Here is a 19,024-nt window from a genome sequence, read left to right as displayed (position 1 = left end):
CTATCTTTACCACTAATTGTTAATCGCCAATCTACTTTCTATGTTTAGAGAACTCAATATCTTCTTCACAGCGCTTTCTTTTTTTACCCGAATACCTTTTCCAAGATGGGCTAAATTTGAAAAAGTCTATCAACACGAGGCAGTCAAGTATTTTTCTCTGTCGGGCATTATTATCGGTGGTTTGAGTGCTTTGGTTTTCGTCTTGTCCCATTGGCTTTTACCCTTTCATATTTCTCTTATTTTGAGTATGATATTCACGACTTTATTTACTGGAGCTTTACACGAAGACGGATTTATGGATGTTTGTGATGGTTTTGGCGGAGGTTGGACCAAGGAGCGTATTCTTGAGATCATGAAGGATTCTCTGGTCGGCGCTTTTGGTATTTCTGGAATTCTGTTTGTTGTTCTGGCTCGTTTCTTCGGTATGGAAGCCCTTTCGGCAAGTTCATTACCCGTGGTTTTAATTGTGGCTCATTCCTTTAGTAGAACGTTGGCAGGCAGTTTGGTCAATAGTCACGAATATGCTCGTGTGGATAATTCCAAGGCTAAGGACTATGCTCACAAGCTAAGTCGGGGAAACCAAGCCTTTTTATGGCTAACAGGTCTTTTACCCATTCTGCTTTTACAGGATATTAAATATTTCCTGATTATTATCCCCGCATTCCTGACTAAATATCTCTTAGGACGATTCTACCAGAAATGGATAGGTGGTTACACTGGTGACTGTATTGGAGCCACACAGCAAGTGGTTGAAATTGTAATTTATTTGAGTATTTATATCATTTCAAGCCAGCTGTAATTGTTATTAAAAATAAAATTGTTGACAAAAGCCACTGCAATAGGTGGCTTTTTTGCTGCAATTCATTTCATATTACTATTTTTGTCTATTCATATCAAAAAAATATAAAAACATGATACTTCATTTAATCAGACATACAAAAGTAAATGTTGAACCAGGCGTTTGTTACGGACAAAAAGACGTTGAATTACTTGAAACATACCCGGAAGAACTGGAGACAATAAAAAAGAACATAGATGATTTGAAGTTTGACGCATATTATTCGAGTCCACTAACCCGTGCTAAAACATTGGCTACCGATTTATTTGGCGGAAATGTGACTTTCGATGATCGTTTAATGGAACTAAACTTCGGTGATTGGGAAGGGAAAGCATGGGATGAGATTCAAGACCCCTTTCTGGATAAATGGATGGAAGACTTCGTGAATAAGAAATGTTCAAATGGTGAATCTTTTGTAATGCTTCACGAGCGTGTGATCCAATTTTTAGAAGATTTAAAGAAATTGGAGCATAAACAGGTCGCCATTGTAACCCATGGTGGAGTCATCAGAACGCTTCAAGCTATACATAAGAATATTCAATTGAAAGAAGCTTTTAATGAGGCTCCGGCTGGTTTTGGTGAGTTGGTCCAGCTTGAATTTTAAATTAAATTTTAGCCTTAATGCCTGATTATATGTCTAGATCCATCAGGCTCCAGACTTCTTTTAACAATTTTTTAATCAATTTTATTTGATTATTTAATGAAATCGTTATTTTTAGGCTTGTTTTTGAAAAATCAAGAACAAAATTAATAACATAAGTGACATCGATCGGAATACAAAACACTTTTAATTCCTTGTGAAAATTGGATTAATATTGTATTGTGGCCCAGATCAAAAATTTAAACCAAATTAAAAATATGAAAAAGTTATTTCTTACCCTAGTTGTTTGTATGAGTGTTTTAGGTGCATTTGCACAGGATGCAGTGCAATTGAAAAATGACGGAAACGCTGCACTGAAAGCGAAAGATTACAAAGCAGCTATCGTTCATTTAGAAAACTACCTAAGACTACCTGAAGCAGCAGATGATATTAAAACAGTATATAACGTTGGTTATGCTGCAACAAAAGTTAAAGATTACGCTAAGGCTGTTATCTATTTTGACAAAGCCATTACTGCAAAATATAAACTATCAAGTTCATATTTAAGAAAAGCAACTGCTCTTAAAAAACTGAACAAATATGACGAGATGGTTGCAACCTTAAAAGCGGGTATTGCTGCTGTTCCTGCAAAAAATGCGAAATTGACTAAAACTTTAGCCAAGCATTATTTAATTGAAGGACAGAAAGCTCAGAAAGCTTCTAAATTTGATGATGCTGAAGCAGCATACAAGCAAGCTATTGAATTGAAATCTTCAATGAAAACTGACGCTATCGTTAGTCTCGGTTCTCTATACTTTGGAGAAGGTGCTAAAATTCAAGCTGCTGCTAATCCATTAGCAAATACTGAAAAAGAGAAATTTGCTGTTGAAATTGCAAAAGCAAAGTCTTTCTACAAGAAAGCCGTTGCTCAGTACACAAAAGCTAAAACTCTTGCTCCTGCCAGAGAAGATGTTGATTCTTTATTAAAAGAAGTAAAAGCTGTATTGTAAACTACAATCACTTCAAAATATAAAAGGGATGCTTTGAGCATCCCTTTTTTTGTATTTTTTCAATTTCTATATTCTAGCTTTGTCCTAAATTCTTTAATACAGAGAAGGTTTTGTCAATCGCATCATCATTCACTACAATCGTAAATTCATTAGTCGTAGATATTACTTCCCGTATATTAATTCCAGCCCAGGCAATACTTTTAAGAATATGGTAATAGAAACCAGCTTGCTGTGCATTCACATCTGGTAATTTAAGGGTGACAGCAGAAAGACGCCCACTTTTACTCAACATACTTTCTTCCTCAAAAATCGTTTCTACCTGATCGGCTAAAGATTGACTAACAACCAAATTCGACTCAAAAACCCCCTGGACCATCGTGTAGAAGAATTCCTGATTTGGACCAATAGCTCTCAACAAATCTGTATGTCTCTCGATCAACATACTCGAATTCTTGTAAGTATAATCCACCAATTGTGAACGGACAATGATATCCCGAACAACCACTTCGGCTCCAAGATGTGAGATTTTCCCTTTCATCTTAGGGATCAGTCTATTGATAGACATAACGATGGCACCACTTTTTACCTGGTCACCGAAATGTTGTTCCACCTCAGGCTGAATTTTTCGAGCCAGTGAGGAAACATTTATCAATCCTTCAACCAAGGCTTCAGCAAGAAAAGGTTGATGTGCAATGATTTTTTCTACGATCTGAGAAATACTAAGCATATGTATATATTTTTCTCAAAAATAGACATATTGTTTAAATTTTCACACGAATTTTCCATAAGAATTCAATTTTATTGAAATAATTGAATGTGATAGCATTTTATAGATTTAATCATAAAAAGAATATATTTGTCATACCGTTAGGGGTGCTTGATTCCATCAGGCTGAGATAAAACCCTGGAACCTGACATGCATAATAGCAGCGTAGGAAAACGAATTCATTTTAAGAGCTTTTAACCAGGCTCTTATCTTATATTTCCTATCCCACAACAACATTTATGTCTGAAACGTTCCTAAACCTAAATTGAACTAAGACATGAAATACCATAAAGTCCTCACCATTGCAGGAAGTGATTCTGGCGGAGGAGCTGGAATTCAGGCTGACATCAAGACGATTTCAGCTTGTCAATGCTATGCCAGTTCTGCAATAACCGCTATTACAGCACAAAATACACTTGGCGTAAAAGATATTCACCCAGTACCTTCAATGACAGTTAAGTCTCAAATTGAAGCTGTACTTGATGATATTGGCACAGATGCTATTAAAATTGGAATGTTACATTCCTCTGAAATCATACAAATGGTAGCTGCCTGTCTGGATAAATATCAAATAAAGAATGTTGTGCTTGATCCGGTAATGGTGGCCACTTCAGGAAATCAATTGCTTCAGAATGAAGCTATCGATAATCTCAAAACAATTTTATTCCCTAAAGTGAGGATTATCACGCCTAATCTGCCTGAAGCAGAAATATTGCTGGGAAGAAAAATTGAAAAACAAGCTGAGTTTAGAGGAGTAGCCAAAGAATTAGCTGAAAAATACCAGGTATCTGTTTTATTAAAAGCCGGCCACTTAACCGGGGATGATTTAATCGATGTTTTATACGATTTTGAAACATCACAAAGCCATGATTTGAAATCGAAAAGAATTGAAACACAAAATACGCATGGAACAGGTTGCAGCTTGTCTTCAGCATTAGCTTCTTTTCTGGCAAAAGGGTTCACAATATCAGAATCAGCTCAACGCGCTAAACTTTATATTACAAATTCAATAAAAGAAGGACGTGATTATAACATTGGGAAAGGCCATGGCCCCGTGCATCACTTTTATCAATATTGGAAATAACTGTTTTCGGTTGCCTTAAATGTTTTTCTTATCTTACAGATACAATTTAAAATCTGAAAAATGAAAGCATTACATTTCCTCCTATCTCTATGCATTACAGGCGTTTGCTTGTGTGCTTGTCAGGAAACATCCCATAAAAAAGAATATAATCAGGAACTTGCACTCAAATTGAAGGCGGATCAATATGGCATGAGTCAGTACGTGATGGCGTTTTTAAAGAGAGGCCCCAATAGAAATCAAGATTCGATTACTGCTGCACAATTGCAAAAAGCTCATCTTAAAAATATCATGAAAATGGCAGAGGAGGGCACTCTGGTTCTTGCCGGTCCTTTTATGGATGATGGTGATATTAGAGGCATCTATATTTTTAATGTAGAGAGCATGGAAGCAGCCAGGCGTTTGACTGAAAGCGACCCTGCCGTCAAGGCTGGCCGATTAATCATGGAATTACATCCTTGGTATGGTTCAGCCGCGGTTAAAGAGATAAATACCATTCACGAGCAGTTGACTAAAAAATCAATCGCCGAATAAGCAGCTGTTTATTTAAAATAGAAAAACCTCTTCATCAATACGAAGAGGTTTTTTTGATAGTTTGAATTAATGCTTGTGTTCATCTTTGCTAAAATAGGCATGATCGAAATCATGAACCGTATCGTTCAATTTTTTAATCATGTCCATATTGGTACTTTGCTTGGCTTTCATTGCATAGACACATATTTTATGCAGCAATTCAAGCTGTGTCATATTTTTAGCTTTCATCATCGGATCGTCACTAAGCTTAATACGCTGAAACATAAAATACTGAGTTGCAAGATCCTGTAATTTCTTAGCATGCTCTTCTTTATTATTGACCCAACGTACTAACTGATTGTAATCTGGTTTCTCTGAAGCAGAAAGTTCAATAATCATTTTCATGCTTTTTTCAATGGTTTGAATATGTTCATACATCATTTTCACTCTGGCAGCATCATCATATATACCGCAAGGTATTTCACAGTGGGCATAGCTTTTAACAGTTCCAAATCCCATAAACATAAGGCATACAAGAGCCAATACTTTTATTTTTTTCATAACAACTAATTTTTATTTAAAAGTTTAATTAAAATTAATCTAAATAGGTGAGACCTGAAAATATAACAAAGCCTAAATTAAGACAAAACTGTATTTATTTAATAGGTGGAACAAACCAAAATAGCTAATGAAAACGCAAAGAGGAAAAGCAATTCGCTTATCTTTGCAATATGAATTCAGAACGCCCTTTTTGTTTAATGCCCTTTATTCATTACCATGTGGGTAATGCAGGAAATGTTAAAGCCTGTTGTGTCGCAAATATTCCATACGGCAATTGCAACAAGCAAAGTTTCAATGAAATTTGGCAGGACGAAGCTATTAATAAACTACGGGCAAAATTTAAAAATGGGGAATCTGACCCTCGATGTGCTGTTTGTTTAAAACTCGAAGAAGCAGGAGGAAAGAGTATTAGACAAGAGACTCACGAGCGATTTAGCGCCTTTAAAGCTTACGAAGAGAAACAACAACCCGTATATTTTGACATTCGTTTTTCTAATGCATGCAATTTTGCTTGTCGAACCTGCTGGCATGGTGCTAGTTCATCATGGTTTACTGAGGCCAAACCCCTAAAACGAAGTTTGGGAAATACCGCATTACTGCAGAATATCAACGATTTTGAAAACTTCATTGCAGAAAACGGAGAAGCACTTCTGCAGGCTGAAGAAATCTATTTTGCAGGGGGAGAACCCTTAATGAGTGAAGAACACTATACACTTCTACAATATTTAATTGATAATAAGCACACTAAACTTCGTCTGCGTTATAACACCAACTTTTCTGTTCTGGAGTTCAAAGGGCATCAAATTTTAAATTATTGGAAACAGTTTGATGATGTTGAGATTCTGGCAAGCATAGATGCTCACCAGAAATTGGGAGAATACATTCGAAAGGGGTTTAATTGGGTCAAATTTGTGGAGAACAGAGAGGCTATAAGAGAATTCTCGCATATCAAATTTAAGATTGCACCAACCATTTCCGTTCTATCCATTGCTAACTTGCCTGAATTATACAAAACCTGTCTGGAGCTGGATGTGATTCAAAAAGAGGATTTCTATATCAATATACTCGAACGACCTTATTATTATAACACCAAAGCCATTCCTGCACATATCAAAGATGCAATTGCCAAGTCTTTTGAGAAATTTTATCTGTGGGCTAATGAAAATTCGATTCCTCTTTCAGTTTTGAAACAATTTGAAGAATGTATCACATATATGCAAGCCGAAGATTTAAGCAAGCATTGGAAGGCCTTTTTAAAAGAGACTGAACTTTTCGATAAGCTTCGAGAAGAATCGTCTGAAGATCTAAAAGTCTTGTTTGAAATTAACAATACGAATTCAAATTCCTGATTTCGTTATCAAAATCTAGTCTCAAACACTCATTTTTATCGATTTTGCCTAAATGGACAGAAATTATGTCCTTTTATAATCACAGATAAAAAGCCTATAAACAGGGGCTTGCATCAACACAAACCCCATTTTAACAGCATAATTTGAAGCTATCCTGAGATAAGGGACACATTGCCCATAAATATTCAATTCTCAGAAAGGATTCTCTAAAAAGAATTCTTAAAATTTTAATTTGATTGAAATTTTTAATGCTTAAACCAATTCTTCCTGTTGAATATTTTGTTTGTGGAAATCTAAGGCTTCCTTCACTTCTTTAGCCGACGAGGTTTGCATCAGTTGATGGCACAATTTTGCCGCACCATGAAATTCTTTGCAGTAGATTTTGAAGAAACGTTTGAGAATAGCAAAATTCTTATTTCCCTGCCAGGTTCGTTCGTATAAATCGGTGTGTTCCCAAAGCATATTTAGTTTCCGCTCTTCATCAACTACTGATAAACCGGGACTAAACAACCAGGGATCTTTAAAAATACCACGACCAATCATGACCCCATCTACACCAAACTGATTCACCTTATCCAAACCATCCTGATAAGACATGACATCACCATTACCAATCAACTTTATATTGGGGGCGATTTCATCTCGTAACTGGACTGCTTTAGCAATTTCATCCCAATCTGCCAGTCCATCAGACATTTGTTTTTGGATACGACCATGAAGTATAAGCGCATCAATAGGCATAGTAAGCAAATGAGATACCCATGAATTGGTCACAACCTCTTTAAACCCTATTCGAGTCTTGACGCTCAAAGGTAAATTTGATCCTTCACGAGTAGCCAATATAATTTCTTTAGCAAGCTCAGGCTCTTGTATAAGAGCAGAACAACAACCTGATTTGACAACATTCTTTACGGGGCAGCCCATATTGATATCAATCCCGTCAAAATCGGTTTCCTGAGCAATGTACTGAGCCGTCTTGTAATATTTTTCCGGATCTTTTCCCCAAATCTGAGCAATCAGTTTCACCGATTTCTCTTTCAAAAGTAATTTTTCACTTGAATTGATCTGAAGTCGATGCTTCACCTTATCGTGGCCAATTTCGTGGCACATGCCATCCGTTGAAGTAAACTCCGAAAACAGAAGGTGTAACCTATCTTGTTCAGAATTCTTCAGAATCATCTCCCGAAAGACTGTATCGGTCACATCCTCCATAGGGGCCAGGGAAAAAGAAGGCGCTTTTTGTTCGTGCCAAAAATTAGCTTGCATTGCTTTTATTTAGAATTAATAAGGATTGCAAATCTAAAACTTTTAAATCAATTCTCAAAAGCAAAAAGTCTTATTTCCCTAGTCGTATAGAACTTTGGGAAATAAGACCTTATATTTTAATTAAATTGTAACTTGAATTTCTATATCACCCTAGAAGTAAAGGGTTAGCCCTAAAGAAATATTCCAGATATCATCAAATTTCACGTAATCAGTTCGAATTGCTTCAAGTAGATAATTATCCATAGTTGCCACCTCAGAATAGAAATCAATCCCCTTAATGGTTTTAAATGGCAAGGGATGATAAATCATGCCACCTACGAAGGGAGTAAAGTGAATCTTATTCTGAAAATAATACTTATCGGGAAAATAATCGGGTAATTTACGATATGTGTTATGAGTCGATCCGAAATTAATACTTAAGCCTGCCAGAGGACTCAAGACAAAATCGTTATAATGAAACTTCTTAATCAGAAATGTATTCTTTAAAGCTAAAGTATTAAGCGTTTTGGCCTCTGTATGATCAGTAGCCATCCCATACATGATTGACAATTGATACCAATCGTCAACCAGATAATAAGTGGCTCCAAGTGACATAAAACCAATATTACCTGCATGTTGAATTTTTGCAGCTTGAGGGACATACCATTTTCGCTGTATGGAATCATTTTTAATTTTCAGATTTTCAGCACCTTTAGTAATCGTCGACAAAAGTGTAAAAATAAGAATGCTATACGTGAATTTCTTAATCATTTTGTTTTCATATATTCTAACATCAACTCAATATTACCGAGCTAATTGGATGTAACCACTAAAAAGACACCTGTTCAATACTGTATGAATCTTCTTCTATCGTTATGATAGCATAGGCCTTATCGGCAATATCTCCGATAACCAGATAATCTACCTGATCGTATCGTTTGCCATGATAAAAACTATGGGTATGTCCATGTAATGATAGTTGAATGTTATTTTCTGCCATCATCTCATTAAACACATGTTCATTTCCATGATTATACTGATCTGCCCAGGGTGGGATATGCGACACCGGAATAACAAATCTGTAATCTCCATCATTCTTCAAGTTTGTTTTAAACCACTCGAAATCAGGGTCATTATTTTTATTTTCCCATATGTTATTGTCGAACATCACAAACTTACATCCTCTAAAGGTGAAGGTGTAGTTGTTTGGACCAAACGATTTTTCATATATCGCTTTCCCATTCGAAAGGAGGTCGTGATTTCCAATGACTGTGAGAAACGGTTTGTTTAGAGTTCCCATTATTTCGTTAAACCAAGTGAATTCTTTGTGGAGGGCACTTAAAGTGAGATCACCAGCATGAATGACAAAATCAATATCATCCCTAGTATTGATAGCTTCAACAGCTTCTTTAAATTCGTCGTAAAATGTGTGGGTATCAGAAATAAGAGCTATTTTAAAAGACGATTTCCCAGCCTCTATAGCTTTTAGTTTCGTTAAGTTTTTAGCTGTCAAATTTTGAAATTCCTTTTCAACAATGATATCATAAGGACTGTATTCAAAAGGAATATTACAAGCTGGTAACAAACAAATAAGTGTTAGTATACCAAACAGTACTAACTTCTTCACAAATTCTCTTTGTTGCATCTTTATCAATTGTGTATTTTGATCTTTTATTGTCCGTATTACGAACGGCTGACGAAAATAAGGATTTAATGAGTTCTGTCCGCCTATATAACATTAATTAACGAACAAAAATGAATCGGTAAAGGTTGCATTCGTTTTTAGAGCAAAAAAATAGTCCTGAAGCTGGAATGGCAACAGGACAATTTCAAAATAAAATGGGTTTTATTATAAACCAAGTTTAGCTTTAGCAGCCTCGACTGTCTTTTTAGAATTCCCAATAAAAGCTTCTCCATCTATAAGGATAAACGGGCGTTTCAGGAAAGTATATTCGTCAAGCATCAACTGTTTGTAATCGTCTTCGGATAAGTTCTTTTCTTTTAAACCCATAGACTTATATTTCATAGCACGCTTGCTGAAAAGAGCTTCATAAGATCCAGCCTGCTTGGCAAACATCTCTAAATCGGGTTCACTTATATTTTCAATTTTAATATCCTGCTGTTCAAAATTCTCGTCGATACCCAGCTCTTTCATGATTCTTTGACAGGTGGAGCAGGTAGATAGGTAATAAATTTTATTTGTCATGATTGTGTTTATTTTATGAAATTCAAAACTAAGAAAATTATATTTTAAACACTAGAGCATCAATTCTGTTGACTTGCCAAATAATAAAAAAAACGACTCATAGGAGTCGTTTTTAATATTCGAAACGCAAATAAATGCCTAGTTATTTTTCATATAGTCATTCAAGCTAGGCGTTTGGGGAGCCTCTCTTTTTGTCACAATCTCAATAACACCATGCTTTGCTTTTTTGCCATATTTATCAATTGCTAAATCATCTTTCAAAACGTTTATCGACTCAATATTATTGGGATCAATATCATTAATCGCCTGTTGTTTTGAGAATTCCACACCATCAATAATATAAATTGGGGCATTTTTCGTTTTGCCTTTTATTTTAATCCTCTTGTTATTTTTCGCCATGTTCTTTTGGCTTTTTTTATTCTTGGAATCAATTAAGATAACACCGTTTTTTCCTTTCTCACCATAAATGCTTGTGCTGGTTTCATCTTTTAAAACGTTAATGGATTCTATGGCATCCGGATCAAGCTTATTTAATTCGAGCTGGCTAATTTCAATCCCATCAAGAATACAAAGAGGCATATGAGTTGAATCAATCTTCACTTTACTCTTCTTACCCTTTTTCTTCTCTAGACATTTTTCAATATGTATACGACTCTTTTCAATATTATCCTTCAAGTTTTGCTGAAACTCTGGAGATTCAAACTTTTTGATCATTTCCTTGATCTTTTCTTTCTGTATTTTCAAATCTTTTTTAAACTTACCGGACTTCATTTTCTCTATTTGCCGCTGAATGCTTTTTTTGCTACGTTCCAGATTTTCACGAATTTCCTGACGAAATTCTTTCGAATTGATCTTTTCTAATGACGATTTTATCTTAGCCTTTAATTCATCTTTTTCTTTTTGACTCAGATTTGGATTTTCATCAATATCCTTAAAAGATATTTTTTGATGCTCTTCCTCAAAGTTTTTCAATTCGTTTTCGATTTCTTCCTGAGCTTCTATGAGTTCTCTCTCAATATCAACATCAATTGATTCCAACTCCTCTTGAAGGTCCTTCAAGCTTTCTTCATTTATCTCAATTTCAACCGACTCCAATTCCTCAAGAGCCTCTTCCAAAGCTTCTTTCTGAATTTCCATAACCTCTTCAACTTCCTTAATTGTATCTGACAAAACAGTCGGCAAATCAGGAAGATCGGGTACTTCTGGTGCAACTGGCTTAACGGGTGCAGGCGCCTTAGCCGTTTTAGGAATAGCTTTTTTCCTTTCTTTTTTCTTTTGCGGAACAAAAACAATGGGAGAGGCTTGAAACATCTCTGATCCATCGATATCACCAGCCGTTAAGTTTGTTGAACTTACAGGTTTGGGCACAACTTGATTTTCAGAATTTGCCAGATTCGAAAAAAGAATCATACCAAACAAAGCAAATACCGTTAATGCACTCAATAAACCTCGTTCCAATCCCTGATGTTTTGCCGTTTCAGGCATTACAATTCTTCGAACTCTATTCAATAGGTTCGCTTTTTTACCTGAAAAACTCAATACTAATTCAGGTTTCTTCTTTCTGATACTTTCCATATTATTTAAGGCTTTAATTAGGGTTAAGGATTCACCACAAACCTTTACCGCCAGATCGTCACAAATGTGTTCTCTTTCGGTATTAACCACAGAAGATAGCCACCAAACCATAGGATGATAGAAAAATAATATCTCAATAATGCCTTGTATGAACTGAACCAAATAGTCGTGACGACGAATATGGGCCAATTCATGCGCAATTATAATTTCAAGTTGATTTTCAGGAATCCCACTAATTAAACTAATGGGCAGAAGGATTACGGGTTTAAAATACCCGATTAAAGATGGAGAATCAATGGAGGCCGATTCTCGGAATATAACTTTCTTCTTTATATTAAAACGCTCTAACAGATCAGATGCCAAAGCCATGTGCTTTCCATTTAACTGAAAGGCCTTATGCTTTCTTAATCGAAGAGCAGTTATATAATTCATCACCATTTTTAGAGAAAGGAGAGTGACTCCAACCAGCCAAGTTCTTAAGAGAATTGGGAAAAGGACATCAACAGGCAAGAGGCTTTTAAACCAAGCCCAGGACATAATAAATTTTGGATTATCTGAAACAATCTCTTGATCAAGATCAGAAAGACTTAGCTTGGTCATTAAGGTCTTATCAGGCAATGCTGATATAAATGTCAGAATTGCAAATATAAAAATGGATAACATACCTAAACTAGCCATTGCATAACGTAAGCGGGCATTATTTTTATCCAGAAATCGAAATGCTAAAGCTAAAATTCCTGCAATTATTGCTGCTTGCCAAATAGAGTGGAGAAGAGTCCAGGCCAAAGCTTCTGACAAACTATGAATAGTTATATTACTTAGATTCATGATCTGTTTGTTTTTCAATACTTTCAATCAACTTCTTTATCTCGTCAAGCTCTTCAGTACTACATTTATGATTCCCAAGAGCTTGTAAAACCATACCTGATGCTGATCCACCAAAAAGCGTACTCACAAATTTATCAAGCAACTGATTTTTAGTTTCTTTTTCTTCAACCAGAGCAGAATAGATATGGGTACGTGAATCCTTATAGCGATCCAGCATGCCTTTTTCAGTCATAATCTGCATCACTTTAAGGGTGGTTGTGTATCCAACATTTCGCTCACTTTTAAGCTTATCATTAACAAAACGAACAGTAGAAGGACCATAAGTCCATAATATCTGTAAAATTTCTAACTCAGCTTCAGTTGGCTTAATCTTCTGTGGTCTCATATTGTGGTGAATCTGTAATACGAATTATTTCGTATCAAAGATATACGATACTTGTCGTAATTCAAAATCCTACTACGATTTTTTTCGTAATAGGCTAATTAAACAACTAAAAAAATGACTAGGGGAGTTTGAAATTCTTTGAACTTACAGCATATCCAGCAAAAATACCAGAACCTGAAACGACATTCGAATGCAGGTTTATTTTTTTATAAAAAGGGAAATTTTTGCGGTTTTCGATCATCTTTTTTGAACGTTCGTAAGCATAATAATCCTTGTTGATATGGTAAAGCATGATTTTGAGTTCTGTAAAATCAGACCAATTACTTGTTTTATCAACAAAAAATGAAATCGCGGCATGCTGACCATTAAAAGTAAAATCAGAAAAAGTTTTACTCCCTAATAGATATTGTTGTTCCAGATCAGTCGCATTTTCCAGTAAGTTACCATTGAAAACAACATCATCGCTATAATAGGTGAGATCAGTCGAATACTCATATGTTTCGCCATTATTTTCATATAAAGAAATTCCTTTGAGCAAAATCATATAGTAATCCTGACTTTCTTCTTTGTCATCGAATTTAATGCTGTAATATTGACGATTCGAATGTTCTTTCTCAAAAATGACCTCAACAATAGGAATACTTACAGGGATATTCGTTTTACTATGAATTGCAGTATAATCAGGATGACTGACAACAATCTCATATTCTTTTTCTGATTCAAACTTTGTGTTTAACTGATACCAGCCATTATTAAAAGCTTCTAAATTGCCCAATAGTTTTTCTTCTTCATACAATTTTACTGTAGCTCCATTTAGTATCTGATCTATAGGCTCATCTTTTAAATTATATGTTCGGGAAATATTCACCTTAACCAGACTATCTTTTCCTGCCAAAGCATTAAGAACCATAACTGATGGCTGATTCTTTAGGGCCAAATCGAGATTTTCCTCACAGGAACTGAGTATAAAAAGGGATAAAACAATGCTATATAAATATTTTTTCATTGAACACAAATATTAAAAGTGGTAAGAGTACGAAATGCTCGGTATGAATCCGAAAATACTTAATTGTTTCAAAGAATAAGTACTGTTACCGTCGCCATCATAAGTCTGATTTATATAAAGAAGACTCGGATTTTTTCTATTATAAGCGTTGTAGACGCCAATATTCCAAATTCGAGTGCCATGTTTTTTATTCTTTTTAAAATTAAACGAACAATCTAATCTGTGATAAGAGGGCATACGTATATCATTTCTTTTTGTGAACATTGGCACACTTTCAGTATGATCTGAATAATATGGAGATACAGTAGACACAATTTGTGTGGCAAGCGTAACAGGTAAACCACTTCCATATGTCCAATTCACTGTAAAATCAATTTTAGAATTTAATTTTTGACTGATTTGAAAACTTAAATCATGTCTGCGATCATAGGGGGAAGCATATGCTTTACCTGAATTCAAATATTTGTATTTCACCTCTGATTTAGCCAGTGTATAAACCAAATGTCCTTTCGTTTTTCCAGTATCTTTTTTAAGCATGAGTTCAATACCCGCTGACCAGGATTTTCCAGGTTCAACTTTCTGATCCCAAGCTGATGCACCATCACTAGTGTAATAGTTTTCACTAAATTCTAAAATATTGCGTGTTTTTTTATAATAGATTTCTGATTCGAAGCTGAGTCCTGATTGAATTTCCCATACAGATCCAAGATTATACTGCCTCGAACGTATAGGGCGTATTTTATCGTTTACAGGCAGCCAAATATCAGTGGGTAAACTTAAATCACTGCTCGTAATTAAATGCATGTACTGCGACATCACAGAAAAACCAGAATTAAAACTAATATGCTCATTCAGTTTATATTGTGCAGTTAGCCGAGGTTCTACAGATAAATAGGTCTTATCTTTTAAAGCAAAACGACTCGCTCTAAGTCCAATATTGGTTAGGAGTTTACTTGTCCACTGTATTTGATTTTCAGCATATAATGACACCTCCAAAGCATTTATACTTTTATCCTTGATCTCATTTTCATCGGTATTATACTTACTACTGTAAAAACTACTACCTGGTTTTGTTAAATGGAATGCACCTTCAAATCCAAATTTAAAGTAATATTTGGGGCTTGGGATATAATCAAATTCAGACTTAAGTGTATAATCACGAATTCCCGAATAGAATTCACGGTAATAGTTCTCTTCAAAGTCACCATCATCAATTTTATAAAGACGCCGGTCTTTAATCGAATAAGTATATCGACTTAAAATAAAAGTTGTATTTCCAAACAACTTATCATTATAGACATGATTCCATCGAATTGAATTTGTGAAATTTCCCCAGCCAATTGTATTTCGACTTTTCTCCATTAAATTATCAGTCAGATCCTGGATATATCTCTGTTTTGCCAGATCTTTCCCCATATATGTACTTAAATACACTTTATCTCTGTTTGAAAACTTATGCGTTAGCTTAAAATTGAGATCACCAAAATAATAACTCATATACAGATCTTCAGAATCTGAAAGTGAAAACAACAAATTTGTCAATAAATCAAGATAAGAACGTCGTACCGAAACATTAAAAGTTGTTTTTCCCTTAATAATAGGTCCTCTGACACTTAACTGGGATGTTAAGAATCCGATACTGAATTCACCCTCAATCTTCTTTTGATTACCATCTTTCATTCGAATGTCGAGTACAGAAGATACACGACCTCCATATTGAGCGGGAAAACCACCCTTAATTAATCGTGCTTTATGAATTGCATCCGGATTAAAAATGGAAAATAAACCCAGCAGATGTGATTGGTAATAAACAGGCACATCATCCAGTAAAATTAGATTTTGGTCCGGAGATCCATTTCTAATAATCAAACCTGAAGAAGCCTCGTTGGCTGTCTGAACACCTGGCAAATAAGAGATATTTCGAAAAAGATCGTTCATGCCTAAAACCGACTTTTGTTTCAAATCGGTTTCAGTGATATTATAAGTACTCAAAAAGAGATGGTTGATGTTGTTTGTTTTATCATCAGCAACAACCTTTATCTCTCTCAGTAAATTATTGGGCTGAAGTTTTATATTAATGCTCGTGTCCTTAACATTACTGAATTTAATTTCTTTATCCTCATAACCCACGTATGATATTTTAAAATTGGGGCATTTCTTCTTTTGGTAAAAACTAAAAAAGCCAAAATTGTTGCTCACTGTTCCTTCAAATGTTTGAGGATTATAAATGCTGGCATTTATCAGGTTTTCCCCAGTTTCTGCATCACGTATAAAGCCACTAATTCGAAACATCTGTTCTTCAAAAGGGATCTTTACAATAAAGATTTTGTTATCCAAACAAACAATTTTAAATGATGACAAATCGAAAACTTGCTTCAAACAATTTTCAACACTAAACTGCTGCTTTTTCAAGACTACTTTTTCATCAAAATTCAAATCACTGGTGTAATTAAATTCGATTTTGGTTTGCTTGTTTATCTCTTTAAACAGTTCAGATACAATGTATTCCTGTTTGGGCAGATTAAGCTGTTGTTTCAATAACACATCTTGAGCATAGCTATGTGTATTTATAAACAAAACAGATAAGAATAGGATATATTTTCGGATATGATTCAAAAGACTTGATGTATTTTCTTATAGACTGCAAATTTAATACAGAAGTTTTTTATATTAATCATACACAAGCATTATTTATTTAAATCGAAAGCAACTTCACTTGGAGATATAACAAAAATGGCTTGCACTGTTAAGGCAAGCCATTTGTAATCTAAAATTTAATATTCTGCTTTGAATCAAGTATTTCAATGTTTATTACATTGTTTTTTTGAATATATAACGAGTAATAAAAATACCTTTCCCATCACCTTTACCGCTATCGCTTTCAACAGCAGATGTCACAAATGCCAATTCCCAACCTTCGGCAACCAATGTGTTTATTTTGGATGATATAAGGGCATCATTCGAAGCTATATTCTGGAAATTAATCCCTGCAACACTATAGAAATTCAACAATTTAGTTTCTGCAAACAAATTAACCTTAGCATCTTTTCTTTTAACTGAACCTTGTTTACTTTTCTTGCCATCGGTACGTTCTGTTGTAAAAGCCTGAGCATCGATAGGGGACTTTTCTTCAATAATTCTTGATCGCCCGAGCCCCATTGGGACTATTGACTCAACTGAGGTAACAACTTTGTACTGTACTGTTTGTGCACTAGATTCAAAAACAAACGCGCTTACCACTAAAGCTAGTAATAATAATTTTCTCATGTGATTTTTTAATTTAAACATTATTCTGATTTTGGTATTTGAATTTTACCAATGATTTATTTTATTATAATGACTTGTTCTTTTTTCTCAATATTAGCCTGTATTAAAAGTTCTAACTGTTTTAAAACTTTATCTAAGTCGTAATTATTAAAATCGATAGTAAGCTTCAAGTTTTCAAGCTTTTTGTTTTCGTTCTTAAATTTAACTTTATACAGTCTCTCAATATCTTCAAGCACCTGAATAAAAGGGGTGTTCTTAAAACTCAAAGAACCCGTGCGCCAGGAATCACAGTTTCTATTCGGTTTATTCAGTAAGGTAAGTTGATTGTCCTTAAATAAGCCGACTTGCCCTTTTTTCAAGATTATTTCTTGACCATTATTCTTAACTTTAAAACTAACCACGCCTGTATTAACACTCACAAGAGTTTGATTACCAGTTATGTTCCTAATATTAAAACTGGTTCCCAAAACCTTAATCAGAGTTTTACCTGATTCAATTATAAATGGCTTCGAAGTATCCCGTTTTATATTGAAAAATGCTTCACCCTTTAGTTTAACCAGGCGTTTATTGTCTCCAAAATGGTTGGGATATATCAATTTACTATTCACATTCAACTGAATCTGACTTCCATCAGCTAATTCAACTTTATCCTTAGATTCTGCGGTTTGAACTTTCGATAATTTACCAAATCCGGGTGTGGTGTTGTATAAATAAAGAAAACTAAGGCCAAAACAGATTAAAACAACTGCAGCATATTGCAATCCATATTTCATTATAGGAGTCTTCTTTTTCCGCTTCATTTGAATTCTCTTCCAATCGAGTTCCAAATCAATCTGCTCAAACACTTCTGTATTTGAAGCTGAAGACCAAAGCTCTGTCATTCTTACAAACAGTTCTTTGTTCTCAGAAGATTCAGACATCCAGAACACCAACGCAGCCTTTTCTTTCTCATTAGCACGATCTTGAAGATTTACACGTAACAAATCTTCATCTATATTAATATTTTTCATTTTAAAGGTTTTCTTATACTAAGACAAAATCAAAATCAAAACACGTACTTAGACCTAAAAATATTTCAGTTAGTATTATAAATCAGCCATAAAATCATAAGGTGAAGGAGAGTGGGACTCAATTTTAATCTCAGGCTTTTTAGTGCTTTCGAGATTTGTGTCTCCACAGTTCGTTTCGAAATCTGTAAATAATCTGCAATCTCTTGATTATCTAATCCTTCAATACGATTCATTCTAAATATGCGTTGACATTGTTCAGGAAGCTCACTAATAGCCTTATAAAGCTGATATTCCAATTCGGTTTGTTCAAATACATCATCAATCTCATAACTGGCTGCATTACTTAGATACAGAATATTCTCATGATGCAGAGACCTGTTCTGATTTTGCTTAATAATGTTTAAACACGCATTTTTAACAGATTGATACAGGTGAGATTTAACTGAAGTGTGTATACTAATACGTTCTTTTCTGTCATAAAGCTTGACAAAAACATCCTGAACAACTTCACGAGATTCTTCTAAATTTTTAAGAAATTTATTTGCATATACAGTCAATATCGAATAGTGTTCATTAAATAACTGCTCAATACGTTTGTCACTAATTATTTCTACAGTATTAGAATTTGTCATCATAAACTTTCAATTTGTATCCGGACAAACAACTCGAAGGCTACTATAATAAAGTAAGTTGTTAAAATGTCATTAAATTTAACCAATCTGATTTAGTTAAGGACAACTAAATATTTAAAACACGTATTCTAAATATAGTTTTCTGACTACTATGTCATTTTTTTATAATGTA

The 19,024-nt window shown here is 34.5% G+C and carries 19 protein-coding genes and 1 riboswitch; of the genes, 6 read left to right on the top strand and 13 right to left on the bottom strand.

Annotated features, from left to right (window positions below):
• Positions 1-40 precede the first annotated feature (40 nt).
• The 3 genes from cobS to EV201_RS02365 all read left to right on the top strand — a co-directional run bounded on the left by cobS (position 41) and on the right by EV201_RS02365 (position 2,428).
• Positions 41-799, top strand: coding sequence for an adenosylcobinamide-GDP ribazoletransferase (gene cobS / locus EV201_RS02375; RefSeq protein WP_130305799.1), 759 nt, complete (start codon positions 41-43; stop codon positions 797-799).
• Positions 800-911: 112 nt separating this feature from the next.
• Positions 912-1,442, top strand: coding sequence for an alpha-ribazole phosphatase (gene cobC / locus EV201_RS02370; RefSeq protein WP_130305798.1), 531 nt, complete (start codon positions 912-914; stop codon positions 1,440-1,442).
• A 254-nt stretch (positions 1,443-1,696) separates the two neighbouring features.
• Positions 1,697-2,428, top strand: a complete 732-nt coding sequence (locus tag EV201_RS02365; RefSeq protein WP_130305797.1) for a tetratricopeptide repeat protein — start codon at positions 1,697-1,699, stop codon at positions 2,426-2,428.
• 73 nt (positions 2,429-2,501) lie between these two features.
• Here EV201_RS02365 and EV201_RS02360 read toward each other — a convergent pair whose 3' ends face one another.
• Complete coding sequence (locus tag EV201_RS02360; RefSeq protein ID WP_130305796.1) at positions 2,502-3,155, bottom strand: aspartate kinase; 654 nt, start codon at positions 3,153-3,155, stop codon at positions 2,502-2,504.
• A 132-nt stretch (positions 3,156-3,287) separates the two neighbouring features.
• Positions 3,288-3,383, top strand: a riboswitch (TPP riboswitch).
• An 88-nt stretch (positions 3,384-3,471) separates the two neighbouring features.
• On the opposite strand from EV201_RS02360, the gene thiD reads away from it, so the two are divergent.
• Together thiD and EV201_RS02350 are read left to right on the top strand one after the other, a co-directional pair.
• Positions 3,472-4,278, top strand: a complete 807-nt coding sequence (thiD, locus tag EV201_RS02355; protein WP_130305795.1) for a bifunctional hydroxymethylpyrimidine kinase/phosphomethylpyrimidine kinase — start codon at positions 3,472-3,474, stop codon at positions 4,276-4,278.
• A 60-nt stretch (positions 4,279-4,338) separates the two neighbouring features.
• A complete protein-coding gene (locus EV201_RS02350) occupies positions 4,339-4,809 on the top strand; it encodes a YciI family protein (protein ID WP_130305794.1) in 471 nt (156 codons plus the stop codon).
• 66 nt (positions 4,810-4,875) lie between these two features.
• Here the strand turns inward: EV201_RS02350 and EV201_RS02345 are convergent, their stop codons facing one another.
• Positions 4,876-5,349: a superoxide dismutase [Ni] gene (locus tag EV201_RS02345; protein ID WP_130305793.1), complete on the bottom strand. Its 474-nt coding sequence runs from the start codon at positions 5,347-5,349 to the stop codon at positions 4,876-4,878.
• A gap of 170 nt (positions 5,350-5,519) precedes the next feature.
• On the opposite strand from EV201_RS02345, the gene EV201_RS02340 reads away from it, so the two are divergent.
• A complete protein-coding gene (locus EV201_RS02340; protein ID WP_130305792.1) occupies positions 5,520-6,698 on the top strand; it encodes a twitch domain-containing radical SAM protein in 1,179 nt (392 codons plus the stop codon).
• 252 nt (positions 6,699-6,950) lie between these two features.
• Here EV201_RS02340 and EV201_RS02335 read toward each other — a convergent pair whose 3' ends face one another.
• From EV201_RS02335 to EV201_RS02285, 11 genes are all read right to left on the bottom strand, one after another.
• Positions 6,951-7,964, bottom strand: coding sequence for a tRNA dihydrouridine synthase (locus EV201_RS02335; protein ID WP_130305791.1), 1,014 nt, complete (start codon positions 7,962-7,964; stop codon positions 6,951-6,953).
• Positions 7,965-8,114: 150 nt separating this feature from the next.
• Positions 8,115-8,714, bottom strand: a complete 600-nt coding sequence (locus tag EV201_RS02330; RefSeq protein WP_130305790.1) for a hypothetical protein — start codon at positions 8,712-8,714, stop codon at positions 8,115-8,117.
• A gap of 58 nt (positions 8,715-8,772) precedes the next feature.
• A complete protein-coding gene (locus EV201_RS02325) occupies positions 8,773-9,570 on the bottom strand; it encodes a metallophosphoesterase family protein (RefSeq protein ID WP_165389564.1) in 798 nt (265 codons plus the stop codon).
• Positions 9,571-9,792: 222 nt separating this feature from the next.
• Positions 9,793-10,149, bottom strand: a complete 357-nt coding sequence (locus EV201_RS02320) for an arsenate reductase family protein (RefSeq protein ID WP_130305788.1) — start codon at positions 10,147-10,149, stop codon at positions 9,793-9,795.
• Between the two features lie 138 nt (positions 10,150-10,287).
• Positions 10,288-12,552, bottom strand: a complete 2,265-nt coding sequence (locus EV201_RS02315) for a M56 family metallopeptidase (protein WP_130305787.1) — start codon at positions 12,550-12,552, stop codon at positions 10,288-10,290.
• Positions 12,539-12,937 carry a BlaI/MecI/CopY family transcriptional regulator gene (locus EV201_RS02310; protein ID WP_130305786.1) on the bottom strand — a complete coding sequence of 133 codons (399 nt, stop codon included), beginning with the start codon at positions 12,935-12,937 and terminating at the stop codon, positions 12,539-12,541. Before EV201_RS02310 ends, EV201_RS02315 begins: the two co-directional genes overlap by 14 nt.
• Before the next feature lie 118 nt (positions 12,938-13,055).
• Complete coding sequence (locus tag EV201_RS02305) at positions 13,056-13,943, bottom strand: DUF4249 domain-containing protein (RefSeq protein WP_130305785.1); 888 nt, start codon at positions 13,941-13,943, stop codon at positions 13,056-13,058.
• A 12-nt stretch (positions 13,944-13,955) separates the two neighbouring features.
• Positions 13,956-16,559, bottom strand: coding sequence for a TonB-dependent receptor (locus tag EV201_RS02300; protein ID WP_130305784.1), 2,604 nt, complete (start codon positions 16,557-16,559; stop codon positions 13,956-13,958).
• 195 nt (positions 16,560-16,754) lie between these two features.
• Positions 16,755-17,210, bottom strand: coding sequence for a hypothetical protein (locus EV201_RS02295; RefSeq protein ID WP_130305783.1), 456 nt, complete (start codon positions 17,208-17,210; stop codon positions 16,755-16,757).
• Positions 17,211-17,266: 56 nt separating this feature from the next.
• Positions 17,267-18,220, bottom strand: a complete 954-nt coding sequence (locus tag EV201_RS02290) for a FecR family protein (protein WP_130305782.1) — start codon at positions 18,218-18,220, stop codon at positions 17,267-17,269.
• Positions 18,221-18,285: 65 nt separating this feature from the next.
• Positions 18,286-18,855 carry an RNA polymerase sigma-70 factor gene (locus EV201_RS02285; RefSeq protein ID WP_130305781.1) on the bottom strand — a complete coding sequence of 190 codons (570 nt, stop codon included), beginning with the start codon at positions 18,853-18,855 and terminating at the stop codon, positions 18,286-18,288.
• Positions 18,856-19,024: the final 169 nt, after the last annotated feature.

Origin of the sequence: Ancylomarina subtilis (genome assembly GCF_004217115.1) — a bacterium.
GTDB classification, from domain to species: domain Bacteria; phylum Bacteroidota; class Bacteroidia; order Bacteroidales; family Marinifilaceae; genus Ancylomarina; species Ancylomarina subtilis.
This window is presented reverse-complemented; position numbering and strand designations above follow the sequence as displayed.

What these genes read in the sequence shown, in the direction of transcription:
- EV201_RS02345 (WP_130305793.1), bottom strand. Translation starts at nt 5,349, where the DNA reads ATGAAAAAAATAAAAGTATTGGCTCTTGTATGCCTTATGTTTATGGGA.
- EV201_RS02360 (WP_130305796.1), bottom strand. Translation starts at nt 3,155, where the DNA reads ATGCTTAGTATTTCTCAGATCGTAGAAAAAATCATTGCACATCAACCT.
- EV201_RS02320 (WP_130305788.1), bottom strand. Translation starts at nt 10,149, where the DNA reads ATGACAAATAAAATTTATTACCTATCTACCTGCTCCACCTGTCAAAGA.
- thiD (WP_130305795.1), top strand. Translation starts at nt 3,472, where the DNA reads ATGAAATACCATAAAGTCCTCACCATTGCAGGAAGTGATTCTGGCGGA.
- EV201_RS02335 (WP_130305791.1), bottom strand. Translation starts at nt 7,964, where the DNA reads ATGCAAGCTAATTTTTGGCACGAACAAAAAGCGCCTTCTTTTTCCCTG.
- EV201_RS02350 (WP_130305794.1), top strand. Translation starts at nt 4,339, where the DNA reads ATGAAAGCATTACATTTCCTCCTATCTCTATGCATTACAGGCGTTTGC.
- EV201_RS02315 (WP_130305787.1), bottom strand. Translation starts at nt 12,552, where the DNA reads ATGAATCTAAGTAATATAACTATTCATAGTTTGTCAGAAGCTTTGGCC.
- EV201_RS02305 (WP_130305785.1), bottom strand. Translation starts at nt 13,943, where the DNA reads ATGAAAAAATATTTATATAGCATTGTTTTATCCCTTTTTATACTCAGT.
- EV201_RS02340 (WP_130305792.1), top strand. Translation starts at nt 5,520, where the DNA reads ATGAATTCAGAACGCCCTTTTTGTTTAATGCCCTTTATTCATTACCAT.
- EV201_RS02295 (WP_130305783.1), bottom strand. Translation starts at nt 17,210, where the DNA reads ATGAGAAAATTATTATTACTAGCTTTAGTGGTAAGCGCGTTTGTTTTT.
- EV201_RS02365 (WP_130305797.1), top strand. Translation starts at nt 1,697, where the DNA reads ATGAAAAAGTTATTTCTTACCCTAGTTGTTTGTATGAGTGTTTTAGGT.
- cobC (WP_130305798.1), top strand. Translation starts at nt 912, where the DNA reads ATGATACTTCATTTAATCAGACATACAAAAGTAAATGTTGAACCAGGC.
- EV201_RS02330 (WP_130305790.1), bottom strand. Translation starts at nt 8,714, where the DNA reads ATGATTAAGAAATTCACGTATAGCATTCTTATTTTTACACTTTTGTCG.
- EV201_RS02290 (WP_130305782.1), bottom strand. Translation starts at nt 18,220, where the DNA reads ATGAAAAATATTAATATAGATGAAGATTTGTTACGTGTAAATCTTCAA.
- EV201_RS02285 (WP_130305781.1), bottom strand. Translation starts at nt 18,855, where the DNA reads ATGATGACAAATTCTAATACTGTAGAAATAATTAGTGACAAACGTATT.
- cobS (WP_130305799.1), top strand. Translation starts at nt 41, where the DNA reads ATGTTTAGAGAACTCAATATCTTCTTCACAGCGCTTTCTTTTTTTACC.
- EV201_RS02310 (WP_130305786.1), bottom strand. Translation starts at nt 12,937, where the DNA reads ATGAGACCACAGAAGATTAAGCCAACTGAAGCTGAGTTAGAAATTTTA.